The 17,246-nt window shown below is 69.0% G+C and carries 18 protein-coding genes; 13 read left to right on the top strand and 5 right to left on the bottom strand.

What is annotated here, in order from left to right; genetic code table 11:
- Positions 1 to 22: 22 nt before the first annotated feature.
- Complete coding sequence (locus tag ACWEGE_RS02910; RefSeq protein ID WP_449658740.1) at positions 23 to 523, bottom strand: Lrp/AsnC family transcriptional regulator; 501 nt, start codon at positions 521 to 523, stop codon at positions 23 to 25.
- Positions 524 to 618: 95 nt separating this feature from the next.
- Here ACWEGE_RS02910 and ACWEGE_RS02905 point away from each other — a divergent pair, with 95 nt between their 5' ends.
- The 7 genes from ACWEGE_RS02905 to ACWEGE_RS02875 all read left to right on the top strand — a co-directional run bounded on the left by ACWEGE_RS02905 (position 619) and on the right by ACWEGE_RS02875 (position 7,917).
- Positions 619 to 1,791: an MFS transporter gene (locus ACWEGE_RS02905; RefSeq protein ID WP_449658739.1), complete on the top strand. Its 1,173-nt coding sequence runs from the start codon at positions 619 to 621 to the stop codon at positions 1,789 to 1,791.
- Between the two features lie 61 nt (positions 1,792 to 1,852).
- Positions 1,853 to 2,494, top strand: coding sequence for a zinc ribbon domain-containing protein (locus tag ACWEGE_RS02900; RefSeq protein ID WP_449658738.1), 642 nt, complete (start codon positions 1,853 to 1,855; stop codon positions 2,492 to 2,494).
- A 256-nt stretch (positions 2,495 to 2,750) separates the two neighbouring features.
- Entirely contained in the window at positions 2,751 to 3,419 is a 669-nt protein-coding gene (locus ACWEGE_RS02895; protein WP_449658737.1) for a Crp/Fnr family transcriptional regulator, read from the top strand.
- A gap of 141 nt (positions 3,420 to 3,560) precedes the next feature.
- Positions 3,561 to 4,268: a hypothetical protein gene (locus ACWEGE_RS02890; protein ID WP_449658736.1), complete on the top strand. Its 708-nt coding sequence runs from the start codon at positions 3,561 to 3,563 to the stop codon at positions 4,266 to 4,268.
- Positions 4,265 to 7,411, top strand: coding sequence for a hypothetical protein (locus ACWEGE_RS02885; RefSeq protein WP_449658735.1), 3,147 nt, complete (start codon positions 4,265 to 4,267; stop codon positions 7,409 to 7,411). The genes ACWEGE_RS02890 and ACWEGE_RS02885 overlap by 4 nt, the downstream gene beginning before the upstream one ends.
- A 72-nt stretch (positions 7,412 to 7,483) precedes the next feature.
- The gene (locus ACWEGE_RS02880; RefSeq protein WP_449658734.1) at positions 7,484 to 7,696 is read left to right on the top strand and encodes a hypothetical protein; all 213 of its coding nucleotides are present in this window, start codon (positions 7,484 to 7,486) and stop codon (positions 7,694 to 7,696) included.
- Positions 7,693 to 7,917 (top strand): hypothetical protein, encoded by a 225-nt coding sequence (locus ACWEGE_RS02875; protein ID WP_043781905.1) that lies wholly within the window; start codon positions 7,693 to 7,695, stop codon positions 7,915 to 7,917. The genes ACWEGE_RS02880 and ACWEGE_RS02875 overlap by 4 nt, the downstream gene beginning before the upstream one ends.
- Here the strand turns inward: ACWEGE_RS02875 and ACWEGE_RS02870 are convergent.
- The 4 genes from ACWEGE_RS02870 to ACWEGE_RS02855 are packed head-to-tail and all read right to left on the bottom strand — an operon-like array spanning position 7,898 to position 10,631.
- Complete coding sequence (locus ACWEGE_RS02870) at positions 7,898 to 8,515, bottom strand: hypothetical protein (RefSeq protein WP_449658733.1); 618 nt, start codon at positions 8,513 to 8,515, stop codon at positions 7,898 to 7,900. The two genes, ACWEGE_RS02875 and ACWEGE_RS02870, sit on opposite strands and share 20 nt — an antisense overlap.
- Positions 8,516 to 8,517: 2 nt before the next feature.
- Positions 8,518 to 9,744 (bottom strand): hypothetical protein, encoded by a 1,227-nt coding sequence (locus ACWEGE_RS02865; protein WP_449658732.1) that lies wholly within the window; start codon positions 9,742 to 9,744, stop codon positions 8,518 to 8,520.
- A 9-nt stretch (positions 9,745 to 9,753) separates the two neighbouring features.
- Positions 9,754 to 10,086 carry a hypothetical protein gene (locus tag ACWEGE_RS02860; protein WP_449658731.1) on the bottom strand — a complete coding sequence of 111 codons (333 nt, stop codon included), beginning with the start codon at positions 10,084 to 10,086 and terminating at the stop codon, positions 9,754 to 9,756.
- Entirely contained in the window at positions 10,086 to 10,631 is a 546-nt protein-coding gene (locus tag ACWEGE_RS02855) for a YbaB/EbfC family nucleoid-associated protein (protein WP_449658730.1), read from the bottom strand. Before ACWEGE_RS02855 ends, ACWEGE_RS02860 begins: the two co-directional genes overlap by 1 nt.
- Positions 10,632 to 10,787: 156 nt before the next feature.
- On the opposite strand from ACWEGE_RS02855, the gene ACWEGE_RS02850 reads away from it, so the two are divergent.
- The 6 genes from ACWEGE_RS02850 (at position 10,788) to rpsJ (ending at position 17,231) form a co-directional block, all read left to right on the top strand.
- Entirely contained in the window at positions 10,788 to 10,943 is a 156-nt protein-coding gene (locus ACWEGE_RS02850; protein WP_449658729.1) for a hypothetical protein, read from the top strand.
- A 1,243-nt stretch (positions 10,944 to 12,186) separates the two neighbouring features.
- Positions 12,187 to 12,561, top strand: coding sequence for a 30S ribosomal protein S12 (gene rpsL / locus ACWEGE_RS02845; RefSeq protein ID WP_003102113.1), 375 nt, complete (start codon positions 12,187 to 12,189; stop codon positions 12,559 to 12,561).
- Positions 12,561 to 13,031: a 30S ribosomal protein S7 gene (gene rpsG / locus ACWEGE_RS02840; RefSeq protein ID WP_003102106.1), complete on the top strand. Its 471-nt coding sequence runs from the start codon at positions 12,561 to 12,563 to the stop codon at positions 13,029 to 13,031. Before rpsL ends, rpsG begins: the two co-directional genes overlap by 1 nt.
- Positions 13,032 to 13,094: 63 nt before the next feature.
- Entirely contained in the window at positions 13,095 to 15,194 is a 2,100-nt protein-coding gene (fusA, locus tag ACWEGE_RS02835) for an elongation factor G (protein WP_449658728.1), read from the top strand.
- Positions 15,195 to 15,324: 130 nt separating this feature from the next.
- Entirely contained in the window at positions 15,325 to 16,518 is a 1,194-nt protein-coding gene (gene tuf, locus ACWEGE_RS02830) for an elongation factor Tu (RefSeq protein ID WP_091304691.1), read from the top strand.
- A 407-nt stretch (positions 16,519 to 16,925) separates the two neighbouring features.
- Positions 16,926 to 17,231, top strand: a complete 306-nt coding sequence (gene rpsJ, locus ACWEGE_RS02825) for a 30S ribosomal protein S10 (RefSeq protein ID WP_003102098.1) — start codon at positions 16,926 to 16,928, stop codon at positions 17,229 to 17,231.
- Positions 17,232 to 17,246 lie beyond the last annotated feature (15 nt).

Genomic DNA, 17,246 nt, shown 5'->3' with positions numbered 1-17,246 from the left:
CCGCCTTCCGGGCAGCTCTTCGTCAGGACCAGCCTTCGGAGGTCGTCGCGCGGAGGAAGTCGTCCGAGGGCGGCTGCACCGGCCGTCCTTCGAACTGCGTCGACAGCACCACCGACGACCGCAGCTCGCCGTGCTTGCCCAGCCGCTCCAGCAGTCCCTCGAAGTGCTCGAGCGAGGCGGTCCGGACCTTCAGCATCGTGCAGTGGTCGCCGGAGAGCCGGTGGATCTCCACGACCTCCGGGTAGTCCTCGGACTTCGACGTCTTCAGCAGGCAGCTGCTCAGCGCGCACCGCATCTCGACGAACGCCTGCAACGGCTGGCCCGCGCGCCGCGCGTCGACCTGGGCGCGGTACCCGGTGATCACCCCGGTCTCCTCCAGCCGCCGCACCCGCTCGGCCACCGCCGGCGCGGACAGGTTGATCCGGCGGCCGAGCTCCTTGAACGACAGCCGCCCGTCGGCCTGCAGCAGGTCGAGCAGCCGCCAGTCGACGTCGTCCAGCGCCTTTTCCGAACGGAAGGTCATGGGCCTCATTCTCCTTCCGTTGTGCGGGGCGGACGACCGGAATTCCGTTCGCCGCCCCTTCGAAGCGCGGCCGGAAATCCCTAACGTTGCCGGTCATGGGGACTTTCACGGTGACCGGCCGGACCCGGTCCGTGTGGGCGTTGTTCGCCGGTGTCGCACTGCTCAACACGGCCACGGTCGGCCTCGGCACCGCGGCCACGCTGATCGTCGCCGCCGGGAGCGGTGCGGTCTGGAGCGGCCTGCCGAGCGTCGCGAACGTGCTCGGCACCGCGGCGGGCGCGCTCGGTGCCGGGACACTGCTGCCGGTCCACGGCAGCCGGAAGGTGCTGGCCGGCGGCTACGGCGTCGCCGCGGCCGGCGCGTTGGTGGCGTTCGCGGGCGCGCTGACGACGTCGGTCGTGCCGCTGCTGCTGGGCATCCTGCTGGTCGGCCTGGGCAACGGCGGCGCGCAGCTCTCGCGGTACCTGGCCGCGGACCTGTACCCGGAGGACCGCCGGGGCCGCGCGCTCTCGACCGTCGTCTGGGGCGGGACCGTGGGCGCGCTCGCCGGGCCGGCCCTGATGGCCCCGGCGGCCGGCGCCGCGGCCGGCTTCGGCTGGCCGTCGCTGTCCGGTCCGGCGGCGGTGGCGGTCCTGGCCACGGCGGGCGCGGCGCTGGCGGCGGCGTTCCTCCCGCGGCACGTGCCCCCGCCGCGACCACCGGCCGCGCGCGGCCCGGTGCGGCAGGCCGGCGTCGTGCGGCCGCTGGTCGCGATGGTCGCCGCGCAGCTCGCGATGGGAGCGGTGATGACGATGACGCCGTTGCAGCTGCAGGCACACGGGCACGGCCTCGGCGCCGTCGGCTGGGTGCTCGGCGCGCACCTGGCCGGGATGTTCGCGCTGGCGCCGCTGTCCGGCCGGATCGCCGACCGCTGGGGTCCGCGCGTGGCGGTCAACGCCGGGCTCGGCGTGCTGGCGGTGGCGTCGGCCACGGCGCTAGCGGCCCCGACGGCGCACACGTCCGGCCTGCCGCTCGCGTTGTTCCTCCTCGGCTACGGCTGGAACCTGGTGTTCGTCGGCGGCAGCGCGCAGCTGAGCCGGGACCTGGCACCCGAGACGCGCCGCCGGGTGCAGGGCACGGTCGACGCGGTCGTGTGGTCGGCGTCCGCGCTGGCCGGGCTGGGGTCGGGCGCGCTGTTCGCCGGCGGCGGGTACGCGCTGGTCGCGGTGGTCGGCGGCGTGCTGGCCCTGCTCCCGCTGGCGTTCGCCGCGGCCCGTGACGGCCGGTAGCCGGACCGTTGTCGGCAAATCTCTCGTCGCCGGGGTCGCGGTTTCCCGGCCAAGATGGGCCGTGGCTGACTCTGTGCCCTTCACGGACAACTTCTCGGACCTCTCGAACCTGCAGGGGTACCAGTTCGAGTTCCGCTGTGAACGCTGCGGCAACGGCTTCCGCTCCGCCTTCCGGCGCGACAACGTCGAAACCGGCCGAAGCGTGCTCCGCGCGGTGGGCTCCTTCTTCGGCGGCACCCTGCGCGACCTGAGCAATTCGGCCGACCAGTGGCGCTACGACCGCGCGACCAACTCGCCGGCCAAGGACCGCGCCCTGGCGGCGGCGGTCGAGGAGATCACCCCGAGCTTCCGCCAGTGCCGCGGCTGCGGCGACTGGATGTGCCACGACCAGTGCTGGAACGAAGAGATCGGTCAGTGCCTGCGCTGCTCGCCGAGCGTCGCCGAGGAGATCTCCCGCGCCCAGGCCTCGGCGCAGCGCGACCAGATCTGGGAGAAGGCCCGTGAGAAGGACTGGACGTCGGACCTGGACATCGACACCCGCGCGAAGGTCACCTGCCCGGGCTGCGGCCTGAAGGCCGACGGCGGCAAGTTCTGCTCGTCCTGCGGTACGTCCTTGGCCCTCAAGGTCGCCTGCGGCGGCTGCGGCAGCGAAAGCAACAAGCCGGGAGCGCTGTTCTGCTCCGATTGCGGCGCCAAGCTCTGAGGCGGGCCCCGGCGGAAACCGGCGTTTCCCCGCTGCTTCCCACGAATTCCACCGAATCACCCCGGCGCGGTCCGCGATGTGGACCGCGCCCTTTTCTCGGCATCGACAAACCGCCTTCGGCGCGGGTATTTGTCTAGGGCGCGCGAGGGGGGCTCGCGGGCACGAACCGGATCGGCGGTCGGTCCGGGACTCGCGGAGGAGGGGGTGCGGTTTGGCTGCGGGCGGGAACAACGCGGAATGGCCCGGTGGCACGGTCATGTCCCGGTTGCCGGGTGCGCTGGCCGGTGAGCTGCTGGGACTGGGGAACGCGAAACCGTGTCCGGCCGGGACCGTGCTGCTGCACCAGGGCGAGCCCAGCACGCACGTTTTCCTGCTCGGGCACGGGAAGCAGCCCCGGATGGCGTCCGTCAAGGTCACCGCGGCGGACCGGAACGGCACCGAAAGCCTGCTGGGCATCCGGATCAGCGGCGATCTCGTCGGCGAGATGGGGGTGCTGCGGGACGGCCCGCGCTCGGCCACGGTGACGGCGTGCGGGGCGATGACGGTGCACCGGATCCCGCTGGAGCAGTTCCGGCTCTTCCTGCGCCGGCGGGAAGAAGCCTGGCGGGTGGTCTGCCACATGCTCGCCGACCGGCTCGACTGGGCCAACCGCCGTCGCCTCGACTTCGCCGGGTACGACACGGCGGTGCGCCTCGCCCGGGTGCTGCTCGAACTCGCCGAGCGCCACGGGGCGCCCGGCGAGGCCGGGATCCGGCTGGGGATCCAGCTTTCGCAACCGGAATTCGGCAAGCTGATCGGGGCCGGCCGGGACGCGATCCAATTGGCTGTCCGTCAATTGAAGGAGAAGAACTACATCGCGTACCGATACCGGACAGTAACCATTCTTGACCTGAACGGGCTAGTGGCGTTCGCTGATCCTGGCTAACGAACCGGTGCAGATCACGGAATTTTCCGGAGTCTTGGTCACGGAGAGCAGGCAGACTCTGCGCTCATCTCCTACCGCCTCCGGAAAAGGACAACGACCTTGGCTCGCGGCAGCGATTTTTCCCGTCATCTTCTCGTTTCCATGGACGTCCAGGGCTACGGCGGCCGGGACGACCGGCAGCACGCTTCGATCCAGTCCGGTCTGCTGGCCGTGGCGGACACCGCCGCCGCCCGGTGCGGCCTGGACCGGACGGCCTGGCACCGGCAGGGCGCCGGCGACGGCGAACTGGCGATCCTCCCGGCGGGCACGCCCGAACCGGCCGTCACGGACGACTACGTCCGCGAACTGGCCGCCGCGCTCGCCGACCACAACCACGACCTCAGGGCCGAAGCCCGGATGCGCCTGCGGATCGCGATCCACCACGGCGTCGCGATGCCCGGCGCGAACGGCTGGACGGGACAGGGCGTCGTGGGGGTGAGCCGCCTCGTCGACAGCGCGCCGCTGCGCGGAGCCCTCCGCGCGTTCCCGGACGCCGGCCTGGCCGTGCTCGTGTCGCGGCAGATCTACACCGACGTCGTGGCCCAGCGCCACACCTCGCTGAAACCGGGCGAGTTCCGGGAAGTCGTGGTGCGGCACAAGGAGTTCACCGACGTGGCCTGGCTCCGGGTCCCCGGCCACGACGTGCACGGCGCCGCGCTCTCGGCCGATCCGCCCGGGCACCCGGTGGACCCGCCGGGCACCCGGGTGACCGCCGCGGCGGGCCAGCACTACCGCGCCGAGGCGATCACCGTGGTCAACGGCAGCGTCGACGCCCCGAACGCGGTCTTCGGGATCAAACACGGCTCATGAGCGACGAGGAAGAACCGGCGGAGAAGCCGGATGCAGCCTTCGGTGACGACTGCTCCGAACAGCTCGCCCGCGTGGTGAACCAGTTCAATGCCCCGATCTACGCTGCGGGCGCCGAATTCGGCGCCGGCTCGCAGGGGGCAGCTCAGGTCAAGGCGGCCATCGGGAAGCTCGATGACACTGATGTCCAGACCGAGCTGAGGTACTACGTCTCACCTGCCTGTTACGACGCAACCTTCAGCGCCCTGCGCAAGGACCACGTCGTCTGTCTGTACGGCGATCGGGGAACCGGGAAGCGTTCCGGGGCCGTGGCGCTGCTCCGCGAACTCACCGCCGGGCCCCTGTACGTCCTGTCCCCAATGCACAAGCTCAAGAGCTTGGCGGAGCGCGAGTACATGGCCGGCAGTGGATACATCATCGCCGACCACATCGCAGAGCGAAGATCCGCCGATGCCGACTTCACGTGGCGCACGGTCCGGGACCGTGTCCGCGACCAAGGGGCCTACCTGGTCGTCACCACGGTCGTCGCAGTCGGGACGCGAGAAGTCGACGCGGTGGCTCAGGTGCGCTGGGAGTCACCGGACCTGCGTAGGGTTCTGCGCGTCCGCCTCGCCGGTCTCGAGGACGCGGAGGAGATCGGCGAGCGGGTCGTGCGCTCGTGGCCCGACGGTGGGCGGCTGACCGACCTCGTCGCCGTCGCCGGCGACCTTACCGAGGGGATGACGGTCGACGAGGCGCTGCCCAAGCTTGACGCGTCGCTGCAGGAGCGAGTTCGGGCGTGGTTTGACGAATACCGCGACGAGCGTGATTATCTGGCTGTTACCGCGTTGGCGTTTCTCGAAGGTACACGGCAACGAATCTTCGAGTCGCAGCTCGGCAAGCTCGAGGCCAAGCTCGCCGAGGTTCTGCTCGAGGAAACCGATATCGTCGAGAAGAAACGTGGATTGTTCCGGCAGAACCGGGTTGCGCTTTATGCTCGCGAAAACCTGATCAAGATCGCGAAAGTTGGTTCGGATGAGGTTGTGCGACAGTGTCCAGTTTTCCGGGAGTTCCAATATCGTCGATTTGTTTTGGAGGAGTTGTGGTTCAGGGAGGATGAGTCATTTTGGGGTGGTATCTCCGCGTGGCTCGACGAAGTGATTCCCGAAGAAGGTCTGCGCGTCGCAGGGGGTCTTGCCCTGCTCGCGAAGTGTGCCCTCGATGAGGTGGTCGACATCCTTGCGCCCTGGGCCGACGGGCGACGGGGCGGGCCGGGCCAGGCGACCGCGACGCACGTCCTTTGGCTATTGAGTTATGACGAAGAACTTGCTCCGGAGGCCTTGCGGTTGGCCGCACACTGGGCGGCCCGTGGAAGTCCTGCTGAGCGATGGACAGGGGCGGTCGTCCTGAGTGGCGAGCTTGGCGCCAGATATCCCGCCGAAGCGTGTAACCGCCTGTGGCAACTCATCTTGCAGAGTCATACCGTCGCAGGAAATCCGAACGCGGCTCTCGCAGGCTTGTTCGTCACCCTCTCGAGGCGTGCTGAGGACGCTGGCGTCGTGCTGACGTTGCTCGACAGGAAATTGGCGAAGCCATCCGTTGCTCCCGAATACGCGCGGGCGACCATTCGTGCCATTTTCAGTGTGCTGTCGACGCGAGACCGAAACTCCGGTCGACATGCTGCTACCGCTTACCTCTGCCGCGCACGAGACTCTGCTGCACCCATCCAAGGCCGCTTGTGGGCCGCTGTTCTGACCGACAAAGCGACCCGCACCCGTGCGCTGAAGGCCCTTAAGGTCGCGCTGAGCGACCTTAAGCACCTATGCGATGACCCCGGGTCCGTCGCCACTTTGCTGGGGCGGGCCATTCTGGTTGCCTTGCCTCCTGAGGTGGGGGACCTCATGCGGGCGGACTTCGCCGAGTTTCGAATCCGTACCCGTACAGGTAGCTTCCTGTTGGCTCAACATCTGGCCGTGCCGCCTGCTGCATCGGCTCAGGACTGCCGCACTGCCATGACCGAGTCCTACCCGATCGTCGAGCAACGCTCCCTGGATCCCGCGCAGGTGAAGGGGAAGTTCTTCGGGCGCGAGGAATACCGCGAGCACGGCGAGCTGCCGCGGCCGAACGCGCACCAGGTGTTCGTGTACCGCGTCGACGGCGAGTACGTCCTCGACAGCGCCCAGCGGCGCCTCGACGAGGAACAGGTCGTCAACGCCACGCACGTCAGCCTGGTGGACCTGACCCGCGACGCCGAGGTGATCGTCGAGCTGGCCATCCCGGGCGCCGAAGCCGAGGACTTCACCATGCGCGTCACCTTCGTGTGCACGGTGACCAACCCGGTCAGCGTGGTGCGCGAAGGCCGCGGCGACGCCCAGACCCTGCTGCGGGCCTACCTCAAGAGCCACCACCGGTTCTTCGAGCTCGGCCTGAAGTACCGGCTCGACGAGATCAACGAAGTCCGCCGGGACGTCAACGCCCAGGTCAAGGCCTTCACCACGGTCAAGCCGCCGGTGATCTCCGGCATCGCCGTGGAGCTGCGCAGCGTCGAAGTGCTGACGCCGGACGAAGTGCGCCGGCTCATGGGCAACCGCCGCAGCCTCGAGTACCAGCACGAGCTCGACACGGCGCAGCAGCGCTACGAGCTCGACCGCGCGGAGATCACGGCGCCGGCCGAGATCATCGACGAGAACCCGGACAGCCTGCTGGCCAACGCCTCCGTGGTCGGCTCGCTGGACGCGACGGACCTGGCCGAGCGGCTGCTGACCGAGAACCGCCACCGCGCCGAGATCGAGCGCACCGACCGGCAGGCCCGGTTGGACCGCGAGCACGAGGAGCGGCTCTTCGAGATCGAACGCCGCAACGAGCAGCGCCGCTGGGAGCGGGAGCAGTCCCGCGAGGAGCGCAAGTGGAGACGGGAGGACCACGGCCTGGCGCGCGCGGAGACCCTGCGCAAGGAGGAGATCACCCTGGAGGTGATCCGGGAGCTCGGCAAGCACGGCTACCTCGACATGACGAACCTCGACCCGAACGTGCTGATCACCAAGCTGACCGGGGCGCCCTCGCGCGAGCAGCTCGAGCGGGGCTCCTCGGCGCCGCCCGCGCAGCAGGGCGTGCTCGACGACGGCGAAACCGACGACACCGGGGTGAGGGAAGAGGATGTCAGTTGACACCGAGGCGCCCACCCGGGGCGCCCTGCCCCCGGACGTCCCGCTGGACCTACCGGCCGGTGGACCCGCACCGTGGGCTCGGCAGGCGGCTGCGGGCGCTGGCCGGGATCCGCGAGGAGATCCTCGACTGGGTACCGGAAGAGCGGCCGCGCCATCGTCTTCAACACCGGCCTGCTCGCCGGGGTGTCGCTGCTGGTGGCGCTCGGCGACCTGTCGAGCGTGCCGTGGATCTTCCAGCCCGCCGTCCGGCGGATCCGCGCCGCCCCGGGCACCATGAAGGCATGACGCCCGTCACGAAGCGCCTCACGGTGGTCGCCGTCGTGCTGATCACCGCCGGGGCGATCCTGCTGTCGGTGGGTGCGATCGGCTTCCGGGCGACCTCGGACCAGCCCGACGCCAACATCGGCGCCGGGTTCGCGCTCCTCGCCGGTCCCTACGTCGTCGGCCTCGGGCTGGTGTTCGCGCTGTCGGCGGCGCTGACCCACCTCACGACGCGCCGCCGCTGAAGTTCCACAGCGCCGTCGGCAGGTGATCGGCCAGGTCGGCGAGGTACCGGGCGTCGGCGGCGAGGTTCTGCCGCGTCGCGCACCCCGGCCCCCAGGTGCGCGCGGCGCCGTTCTCGACCACGACCTCCCGCTGCCCGAACCGCGGGTTCGCCGCCAGCCACCGGGCCACCTCGGCGTCGAGCGCCGAGCCCGGCGGGAGCGTCGGCATCGACACCGGCCGGCCCGGGACGATCCGCAGCTGGGGTCCCGGCGGCACCCGCACCTGCGTCACGTGGAGGTCGCGGAAGTGGATGTGGTCGTCGAAGTTCCGGTAGGACTCCCGCGTGTCGATCGCGAGCACCGGCCGGTCGCCGAGGCGGAACTCGACCCACGGGTCCGCCGGCCCACCGGCCAGGGGACGCCCGGTCGGGTGAAACACGCCGAAGGACGGGGCCGGCCCGCCGTCACCGCTGCCGAACGTGCCACCCCGCTCCGCGGCGAACGCTTTGAACCAGTGGCCGGCGCGGCCGGCGGCGGCCTTCCGCTGCGAACGCCACCAGATCGCGGCGGCCACCGCGGCCACGACCACCAGCACGCCGATCGTGAAGAGCGTCTGCATCGTCAGAAGTCCAGGTCCTCGCGGGTTTCCTCGCTCGGCTGGTCCCGGCCCGTCCCGTCGTAGCCGCTCGTCTTCTTCGCGTTCTTGACGTGGCTGTTGAGCTTGCCGAGGTGGTCGTTGACGGTCTTGGCCGGGTTGTCGCCGGGGTTGGCCGGGTTGAAGCCGAGCACGCCCTTGACCGCCGCTTCGCCGCCTTTCTTCAGCGCTTCGGTGGCGCCCGCCTTCAGCATCGTCTTCCGGTAGTCGACCTTGCCGGCGGCGTCGAGCACCGGGTTTTCGAACGCCTTCGCCCAGCGCTTGCCGATCAGGCCCTTGTCGCCGACGGCCTTCTGGAGGAGGTCCTTGCCCTCGTTCTCCTCCGCGATCTTCGTGAGCGACTTGCCCAGCGTCGTCGCGGCGAACTTCTGCTGCAGCTGCCGGAGCCAGTCGAGCACCTTCTGCAGCAGCTCGCGCAGCTTGTTCACCTTCTGGGTGGTCTTCGCGGTGGTCTGGGCGGCCTTGACCTCGGTCACCGGAGCGGCGGCGGACAGCGAGGCCCCGCAGGTCGGCACCGCGGCCGCCAGTGCCGGCACCCACAGCAGGATCAGCCAGGTCACGAACTCGGTGAGGATCGCCTTGACGATGTCTTCGACGAAGCTCATCAGCATGCTGTTCAGCTGCAGCATCCTGGCCAGGTCGCCGGACTTCCCGGCGACGCCCTCGATGCCGTGCGCGAACTCGCCCAGCGCCGTCTTCGCCGCGTTGCTCGCGTTGCCCTGCCAGCCCTTCAGCGACTCGTCGGTGACCTCGGCGAAGTTCTTGGCCAGCTGGTCCAGCCCGGTGGCGATCGCGCCGAAGTTCTCCGCCGCGACGCCCAGCGCCGGCCCGTCACCGCTGACGAAGTGGATCGCGTCCTGGATCGGCTGGACGGCGCCGACCAGGAAGTTCAGCCCCTGTCCGACCAGCCAGCCGAGCGGGTCGGTGGCGATGTCGGTGATGGTGCTCGAACTCGACTGGATGAAGCTCGCGGTGTCGGTGGCGATCGTGCCCAGCGCGAGGGTGATGTCCGCGCCGTCCGGCTGGGGCGCGAAGACGGCCTTCGTCACCGAGACCGCGTCCTTGCCGACGGTGACCGCGCTGCCGGCGAACGGTGTCGCCTTGATCGCGTTGTCGACGTTGACCCCGAGCACGGTCTTCGGGTCGTCGGGTTTGACGGTGATGCCGCTCGCGACGTCTTCGACCTCGGCCATGTGTTCCCCTCAGTGCTTTCCCGGGCCGTCGAGCAGGGTCTCGACCTGGCCGAAGAAGATCTTGTGGTCGTCCTCGACGCCCTGGTAGACGTTCGCCGCGTCGGTCAGCTTGGCCTGCGCCGACGCCAGGCCGTCCGCGATCGAGGTCAGCAGCGAGTGCAGCTCGCGGAGGGTGTCGTCGTAGCCGCTCTTGGTGAAGAGGCCGACCACCCCCCACGACTTGTCGCCGACGTCGGCCTGCGCGACCTTCTCGGTGATCTTCGCGCCTTGGTCGCGGTACTCGTCCAGGTCGCCGACGTACTGGTGCAGTGCGTCGACCTCGATCCGGTAGCCGTCGGGCATCAGTCCTCCTCGTCGAACAGGGTGCGCAGGAAGCGGTCGCCTGCCGTCGGCCCGGCCGCGGGCGGCGACGGTGGCGGGTCGGCCGGGCGGAGCACGCGCTGCTCCGAGAAGTCCGGCGGTGCTGCCGGCTCTTCGGGCGCTTCGGGGAGCTTCGACCGCAGTTCCTCGACGGTGGTCCCGAACGCCACGGCCTGCGTCTCGAGGACCTGCTCGACCAGGCCGAGGTCGTCGCCCATGTGCGCCTCGACGAGCACGGCCTGCCGCCGCGCCGCTTCGCCGACGGCCTCCCGCAGCGTGGCGAGGAGGGTCGCCGAAAGGGCCTGCGGGCCCCTGGCCAGCGCGGCTTCGGTGAACTTGACGTCCAGGACGGCCCCGCCGGGCCCGGTGACGACGGTGACGCCCCCGTCCGGCGACGCGGCGCTCGCCCGCAGCTCGGTCAGCTGCTGCTGCATGGCGCCCAGGCCGGCGAACCGGTCGTCGGCGTCGCGGATGCCCGCCTGGAACCGCTCGAACTCGGCCACCAGGTGCTCGAACTCGCCCGACATGCGCCCGCCTCTCCGTTTCGTGGTGCACCCATCGTGACCCTCCGGCCGCACTGTGACGCACGGAACGGCCGATCCGATCCCACTGCATCACCCGACCGGGTAATGGGTAGGTTTCGGCCGAGAGGGAAGCAGGGGACAACGCGCGAGGAGTGTGTGATGACCAGCACCGAAGGGGCCGGAGGCTCCACAGAGGAACCGAAGTCGACGGGCAGCCACGCGGCCCCGGAGGGGGCGGGCGTGCACCCGCTGATCGACCTGTCCCGCGACCCCAACCCGGGCAAGCCGGACCACGCCAAGCCGGACGAGGACTGAGCCACGCCACGGCGCCGGCGCACCTCGTCGGAGGCGGTGCGCCGACCCGGAACAGGGGAGCGGGGTGGTCATCCCGTCGCCTGAGGCCGTGAAATCACTTTGAGCCGGGCCCGCAACCTACAGCGCTACGTGGGAGAGACAGCGCACGCTTGCGGGCCCGGCTCAAAGTGATAGGCCTCAATCAGGCGACGGGATGGCCACCTCGCGGCCCACCTCGAGAACGCGAGGCGGCAGCGGGAGTTGTGGTCATCCCGGAGCCTGCCCGTCCGGCGAGGACAGTCTTTAGAGCTGCGGCAGAACTTCTGCTGCAGCTTTGTTCTGCCGTGGTTTGTTCTGCCGCGGCAGAGCGGGTCCGACCTCCCCCGCCCCTCCGGTGGGATTTTCAGCCGGCGGGCGGGTTTGTCAAGGCGGGAAAGCGTGCCTTGACAAACCCGCCCGCCGGCTGAAGGGATAGCTGGGATGAGGGGCGGGGGAGGTCTGGTGACGTCGTTGGTTGCCTCGCGTCCCCGGCCGCCGGTTCGCGTGTGGTGATGCTGTGGGTCGGCTTGCCGCCCATTGCGCGCCTCGCGACCAGCCCCCATGCAGCTCCTGTGCCGCGAGTCGGTTCGGTAGCCGCGCGGTCCGTAACACCGCGCCGCACCGGCAGTCCGAGTCGAGCCGCCCGGGCCCGGTGTCGTGAGTCGGTTCGGTAGCCGCGCGGCCCGCAACACCACACCCCACCGGCAGCCCGAGCCGCCCGGCTCCGGTGCCGCGAGTCGGTTCGGCGGCCGCGCGGCCCGTAACACCGCACCTCACCGGCAGCCCGAGCCGAGCCACCCGGCCCACTGCCGCGAGCCACCCCCACCCCGCGAACCACCCCACCACCCGGCCCGCCCGCCCGCCGGAACCACCCGCGTCCCCACAACCGTGATCGCCCCGCGACCCGAGGTGTGGAATGTCCCGCAGCCCCGGGGCGTTGAGAGGTACGCTGGAGGTTCGTCGACCTACAGACCCCCCGCCGCGCTCCTCCCGGACCCGGGCGGGTATCTTTGGAGACCGTGCCCGGCATGCGTCGGGCCGCTCCGCGTGCCGTGCGCATGGGCGGGGTGCTCAGGCACCCGGTCACCGGCTTCGGCAGGTCGGGGTTCCGACGGAAATCCCTCCGGGAAGTTACCGGTCGCGAGACCGTGACGCGGGCCGACACGCCCGACCGCGGGGGCCGGTGAAGACACGAAGAAGCAGATCACGACAGGAAGCTGGTCCATTGCCCACGATCCAGCAGCTGGTCCGCAAGGGCCGCCAGGACAAGGCTGCCAAGCAGAAGACGGCGGCCCTCAAGGGGAGCCCGCAGCGGCGTGGCGTGTGCACCCGCGTGTACACCACGACCCCCAAGAAGCCGAACTCGGCGCTGCGCAAGGTCGCGCGTGTGAAGCTGACCAGCGGCATCGAGGTCACCGCCTACATCCCCGGTGAGGGCCACAACCTGCAGGAGCACTCGATGGTGCTCGTGCGCGGTGGTCGTGTGAAGGACCTTCCGGGTGTCCGTTACAAGATCATCCGCGGTTCGCTCGACACCCAGGGTGTCAAGAACCGCAAGCAGGCGCGCAGCCGGTACGGCGCGAAGAAGGAGAAGAGCTAATGCCCCGCAAGGGTCCGGCCCCGAAGCGGCCGCTGATCTCCGACCCCGTCTACGCCTCCCCGCTGGTCACCCAGCTGGTGAACAAGGTGCTGAAGGACGGGAAGCGGTCCCTGGCCGAGCGCATCGTGTACGGCGCGCTCGAAGGCGCTCGCGAGAAGACGGGCACCGACCCGGTCGTCACGCTGAAGCGCGCCCTCGACAACGTGAAGCCCACCATCGAGGTGAAGAGCCGCCGCGTCGGTGGTGCCACCTACCAGGTGCCGATCGAGGTCAAGCCGGGCCGCTCCACCACGCTGGCGCTGCGCTGGCTGGTCTCCTTCTCGCAGGCCCGCCGCGAGAAGACGATGATCGAGCGCCTGCAGAACGAACTGCTGGACGCTTCCAACGGCCTCGGTGCCTCCGTGAAGCGTCGCGAAGACACGCACAAGATGGCCGAGTCCAACCGGGCCTTCGCGCACTACCGCTGGTGATGACCGCCCGGCTGTCGACCAAGCCATGCCGGGCCCCAAGCTTGAGAACAGGGGAACACTCTCGTGGCACGTGAAGTGCTGACCGACCTGAACAAGGTCCGCAACATCGGCATCATGGCCCACATCGACGCCGGCAAGACGACGACCACCGAGCGGATCCTGTTCTACACCGGGGTCAACTACAAGATCGGTGAAGTCCACGACGGCGCCGCCACCATGGACTGGATGGAGGAGGAGCAGAAGCGGGGTATCACCATCACCTCGGCTGCCACCACCACCTTCTGGGACGACCACCAGATCAACCTGATCGACACCCCCGGGCACGTCGACTTCACCGTCGAGGTGGAGCGCAACCTGCGGGTGCTCGACGGCGCGGTCGCCGTCTTCGACGGCAAGGAAGGTGTCGAGCCGCAGTCCGAGCAGGTCTGGCGGCAGGCGGACAAGTACGACGTCCCGCGCATCTGCTTCGTCAACAAGATGGACAAGCTGGGTGCGGACTACTACTACACCCTGAAGACCATCGAGGAGCGCCTCGGCGTCAAGCCGCTGGCGATCCAGCTGCCCATCGGCGCCGAGAACGACTTCGAAGGCGTCGTCGACCTGGTCCGCATGAAGGCCCTGGTCTGGCGCGGCGAGGTGCAGAAGGGCGAGGACTACACCGTCGAGGAGATCCCGGCTGACCTGGCCGACCGGGCCGCGGAGTACCGCGAGAAGCTGGTCGAGACCGTCGCCGAGACCGACGACGCCCTGATGGAGAAGTTCCTCGAGGGCGAAGAGCTGTCCGAGGCGGAGATCAAGGCGGGCATCCGCAAGATCGTGATCACCCGGGCGGCGTTCCCGGTCCTGGCCGGCTCCGCGTTCAAGAACAAGGGCGTGCAGCCCATGCTCGACGCGGTGATCGACTACCTGCCGTCGCCGCTGGACGTCCCGGCCGTCGAGGGCCTGCTGCCCGACGGCGAGACCGTGGCGACCCGCAAGGCGTCGGTCGACGAGCCGTTCGCGGCCCTCGCGTTCAAGATCGCGGCGCACCCGTTCTTCGGCAAGCTGACCTACATCCGGGTGTACTCGGGCAAGGTCGCTTCCGGCGCGCAGGTCATCAACGCGACCAAGGAGCGCAAGGAGCGCATCGGGAAGATCTTCCAGATGCACTCCAACAAGGAGAACCCGGTCGACGACGCCCAGGTCGGCCACATCTACGCGGTCATCGGGCTGAAGGACACCACCACGGGTGACACCCTGGCGGACCCGCAGAACCCGATCGTGCTGGAGTCGATGACGTTCCCCGAGCCGGTCATCCGGGTCGCGATCGAGCCGAAGACGAAGGCCGACCAGGAGAAGCTGTCCCTGGCGATCCAGAAGCTGGCCGAAGAGGACCCGACGTTCCAGGTCAAGCTGGACGAGGACACCGGCCAGACGATCATCGCGGGCATGGGTGAGCTGCACCTCGAGGTGCTGGTGAACCGGATGAAGTCCGACTACAAGGTCGAGGCGAACATCGGCAAGCCGCAGGTCGCCTACCGCGAGACGATCAAGAAGACGGTCGACAAGCTCGACTACGTCCACAAGAAGCAGACCGGTGGTTCCGGCCAGTTCGCGAAGGTCATCGTGAAGCTGGAGCCGCTCGAGCGCACCGACGGCGCGCTCTACGAGTTCGACAACAAGGTGACCGGTGGTCGCGTGCCGCGGGAGTACATCCCGTCGGTGGACGCGGGCGCGCAGGACGCGATGCAGTACGGCGTCCTGGCCGGCTACCCGCTCGTCGGGTTGAAGTTCACCCTGTTGGACGGTGCTTACCACGAGGTCGACTCTTCGGAGATGGCGTTCAAGATCGCCGGTTCCATGGCGATGAAGGAAGCCGCGAAGAAGGCCGGCCCGGTGATCCTGGAGCCGATGATGGCGGTCGAGGTGACCACGCCCGAGGACTACATGGGTGACGTCATCGGTGACCTCAACTCCCGCCGTGGTCAGATCCAGGCCATGGAGGAGCGGTCCGGTACCCGCGTCGTGAAGGCGCTGGTTCCGCTGTCGGAGATGTTCGGCTACGTCGGCGACCTGCGGTCCCGCACCCAGGGCCGGGCGAACTACTCCATGGTGTTCGACTCCTACGCCGAGGTTCCCGCGAACGTCGCGAAGGAAATCATCGCGAAGGCGACGGGGGAGTAATTCCCCCCGGCGCTCGCGGGCATTAAGGGACTCTCCTGAACGTCCGCAGCACCGACGAAGGAACAATCGTGGGGCGGCAGCCACGCCGCCCCACGAGCACAAAGCGAAATCAGTCCAGGAGGACATTCCAGTGGCGAAGGCGAAATTCGAGCGGACCAAGCCGCACGTCAACATCGGCACCATCGGCCACGTTGACCACGGCAAGACGACTCTGACCGCGGCCATCACCAAGGTGCTGCACGACAAGTACCCGGAGCTGAACGAGTCGCGGGCGTTCGACCAGATCGACAACGCGCCGGAAGAGAAGCAGCGCGGCATCACGATCAACATCTCGCACGTCGAGTACCAGACCGAGAAGCGTCACTACGCCCACGTGGACGCCCCGGGTCACGCGGACTACATCAAGAACATGATCACCGGTGCCGCCCAGATGGACGGCGCGATCCTGGTCGTGGCCGCCACCGACGGCCCGATGCCGCAGACCCGTGAGCACGTGCTGCTCGCCCGCCAGGTCGGCGTGCCCTACATCGTGGTCGCGCTGAACAAGGCCGACATGGTCGACGACGAGGAGATCCTCGAGCTCGTCGAGCTGGAGGTCCGCGAGCTGCTGTCCTCGCAGGAGTTCCCGGGCGACGACGCGCCGGTCGTGCGCGTTTCCGGCCTGAAGGCCCTCGAGGGCGACGAGAAGTGGTCCGAGGCCGTTCTCGAGCTGATGACCGCCGTCGACGACAACGTGCCGGACCCGGTGCGTGAGCTCGACAAGCCGTTCCTGATGCCGATCGAGGACGTCTTCACCATCACCGGTCGTGGCACCGTGGTGACCGGTCGCGTCGAGCGCGGCCAGATCAACGTCAACGAAGAGGTCGAGATCGTGGGTATCCGCGAGAAGTCGACCAAGACCACCGTCACCGGTGTCGAGATGTTCCGCAAGCTGCTCGACTCGGGCCAGGCGGGCGACAACGTCGGCCTGCTGGTCCGCGGTATCAAGCGCGAGGACGTCGAGCGCGGCCAGGTCGTCGTGAAGCCGGGCACCACCACCCCGCACACCGACTTCGAGGGCCGGGTCTACATCCTGTCGAAGGACGAGGGTGGCCGTCACACCCCGTTCTTCAACAACTACCGCCCGCAGTTCTACTTCCGCACCACCGACGTGACCGGCGTCGTGACCCTCCCCGAGGGCACCGAGATGGTCATGCCGGGCGACAACACCGACATCTCGGTCCAGCTGATCCAGCCGGTCGCGATGGACGAGGGTCTGCGCTTCGCCATCCGCGAGGGTGGCCGGACCGTCGGCGCGGGCCAGGTCACCAAGATCATCAAGTGACGTAGGCGCCCTGCGCCCGGGTAATACACCCCCGGGTGCAGGGCGTCAACTCACGTGTGCGACACTATTTTGGTTGCTCGTCCTGGGGCGGCCGATCCCTTTGGGGTCCGGCCGCCTCGGTGCGAGTGGCCACGGTCCGCGGAGCTCTTTCCTTCGGGTGAGGCGAGCGGGCAAGGGCAGTGAGACGGTGTTCTTGGAAAAGCGCAGCCGGCTCATCGCCTCCTCACGTTGAGGAAGACCAGGCAAGACGACGATCCCGCGGGATCCGTCTGTGCGTCGGGCGCGACACGCCCGACCGCGTGGACCGGGGACAGGGCCGTTGAACTGCGGAAACTCATGGCTTGGTGGCAACACCGGCCGGGGTTTGTGAGATAGCGGCACGAGACGACAAGGAACGAGCAGCCACCATGGCGGGACAGAAGATCCGCATCCGGCTCAAGGCCTACGACCACGAGGCGATCGACACCTCGGCGCGCAAGATCGTCGAGACGGTCACGCGCACCGGCGCCCGGGTTGTCGGGCCGGTGCCGCTGCCCACCGAGAAGAACGTTTACTGCGTCATCCGCTCGCCGCACAAGTACAAGGACTCGCGCGAGCACTTCGAGATGCGCACGCACAAGCGTCTGATCGACATCCTCGACCCGACGCCGAAGACGGTCGACGCGCTCATGCGCATCGACCTGCCGGCAAGCGTCGACGTCAACATCCAGTAGTAGCGGCTGGCGAGC

It is taken from the genome of Amycolatopsis sp. NPDC004747, assembly GCF_053601335.1.
This window is presented reverse-complemented; position numbering and strand designations above follow the sequence as displayed.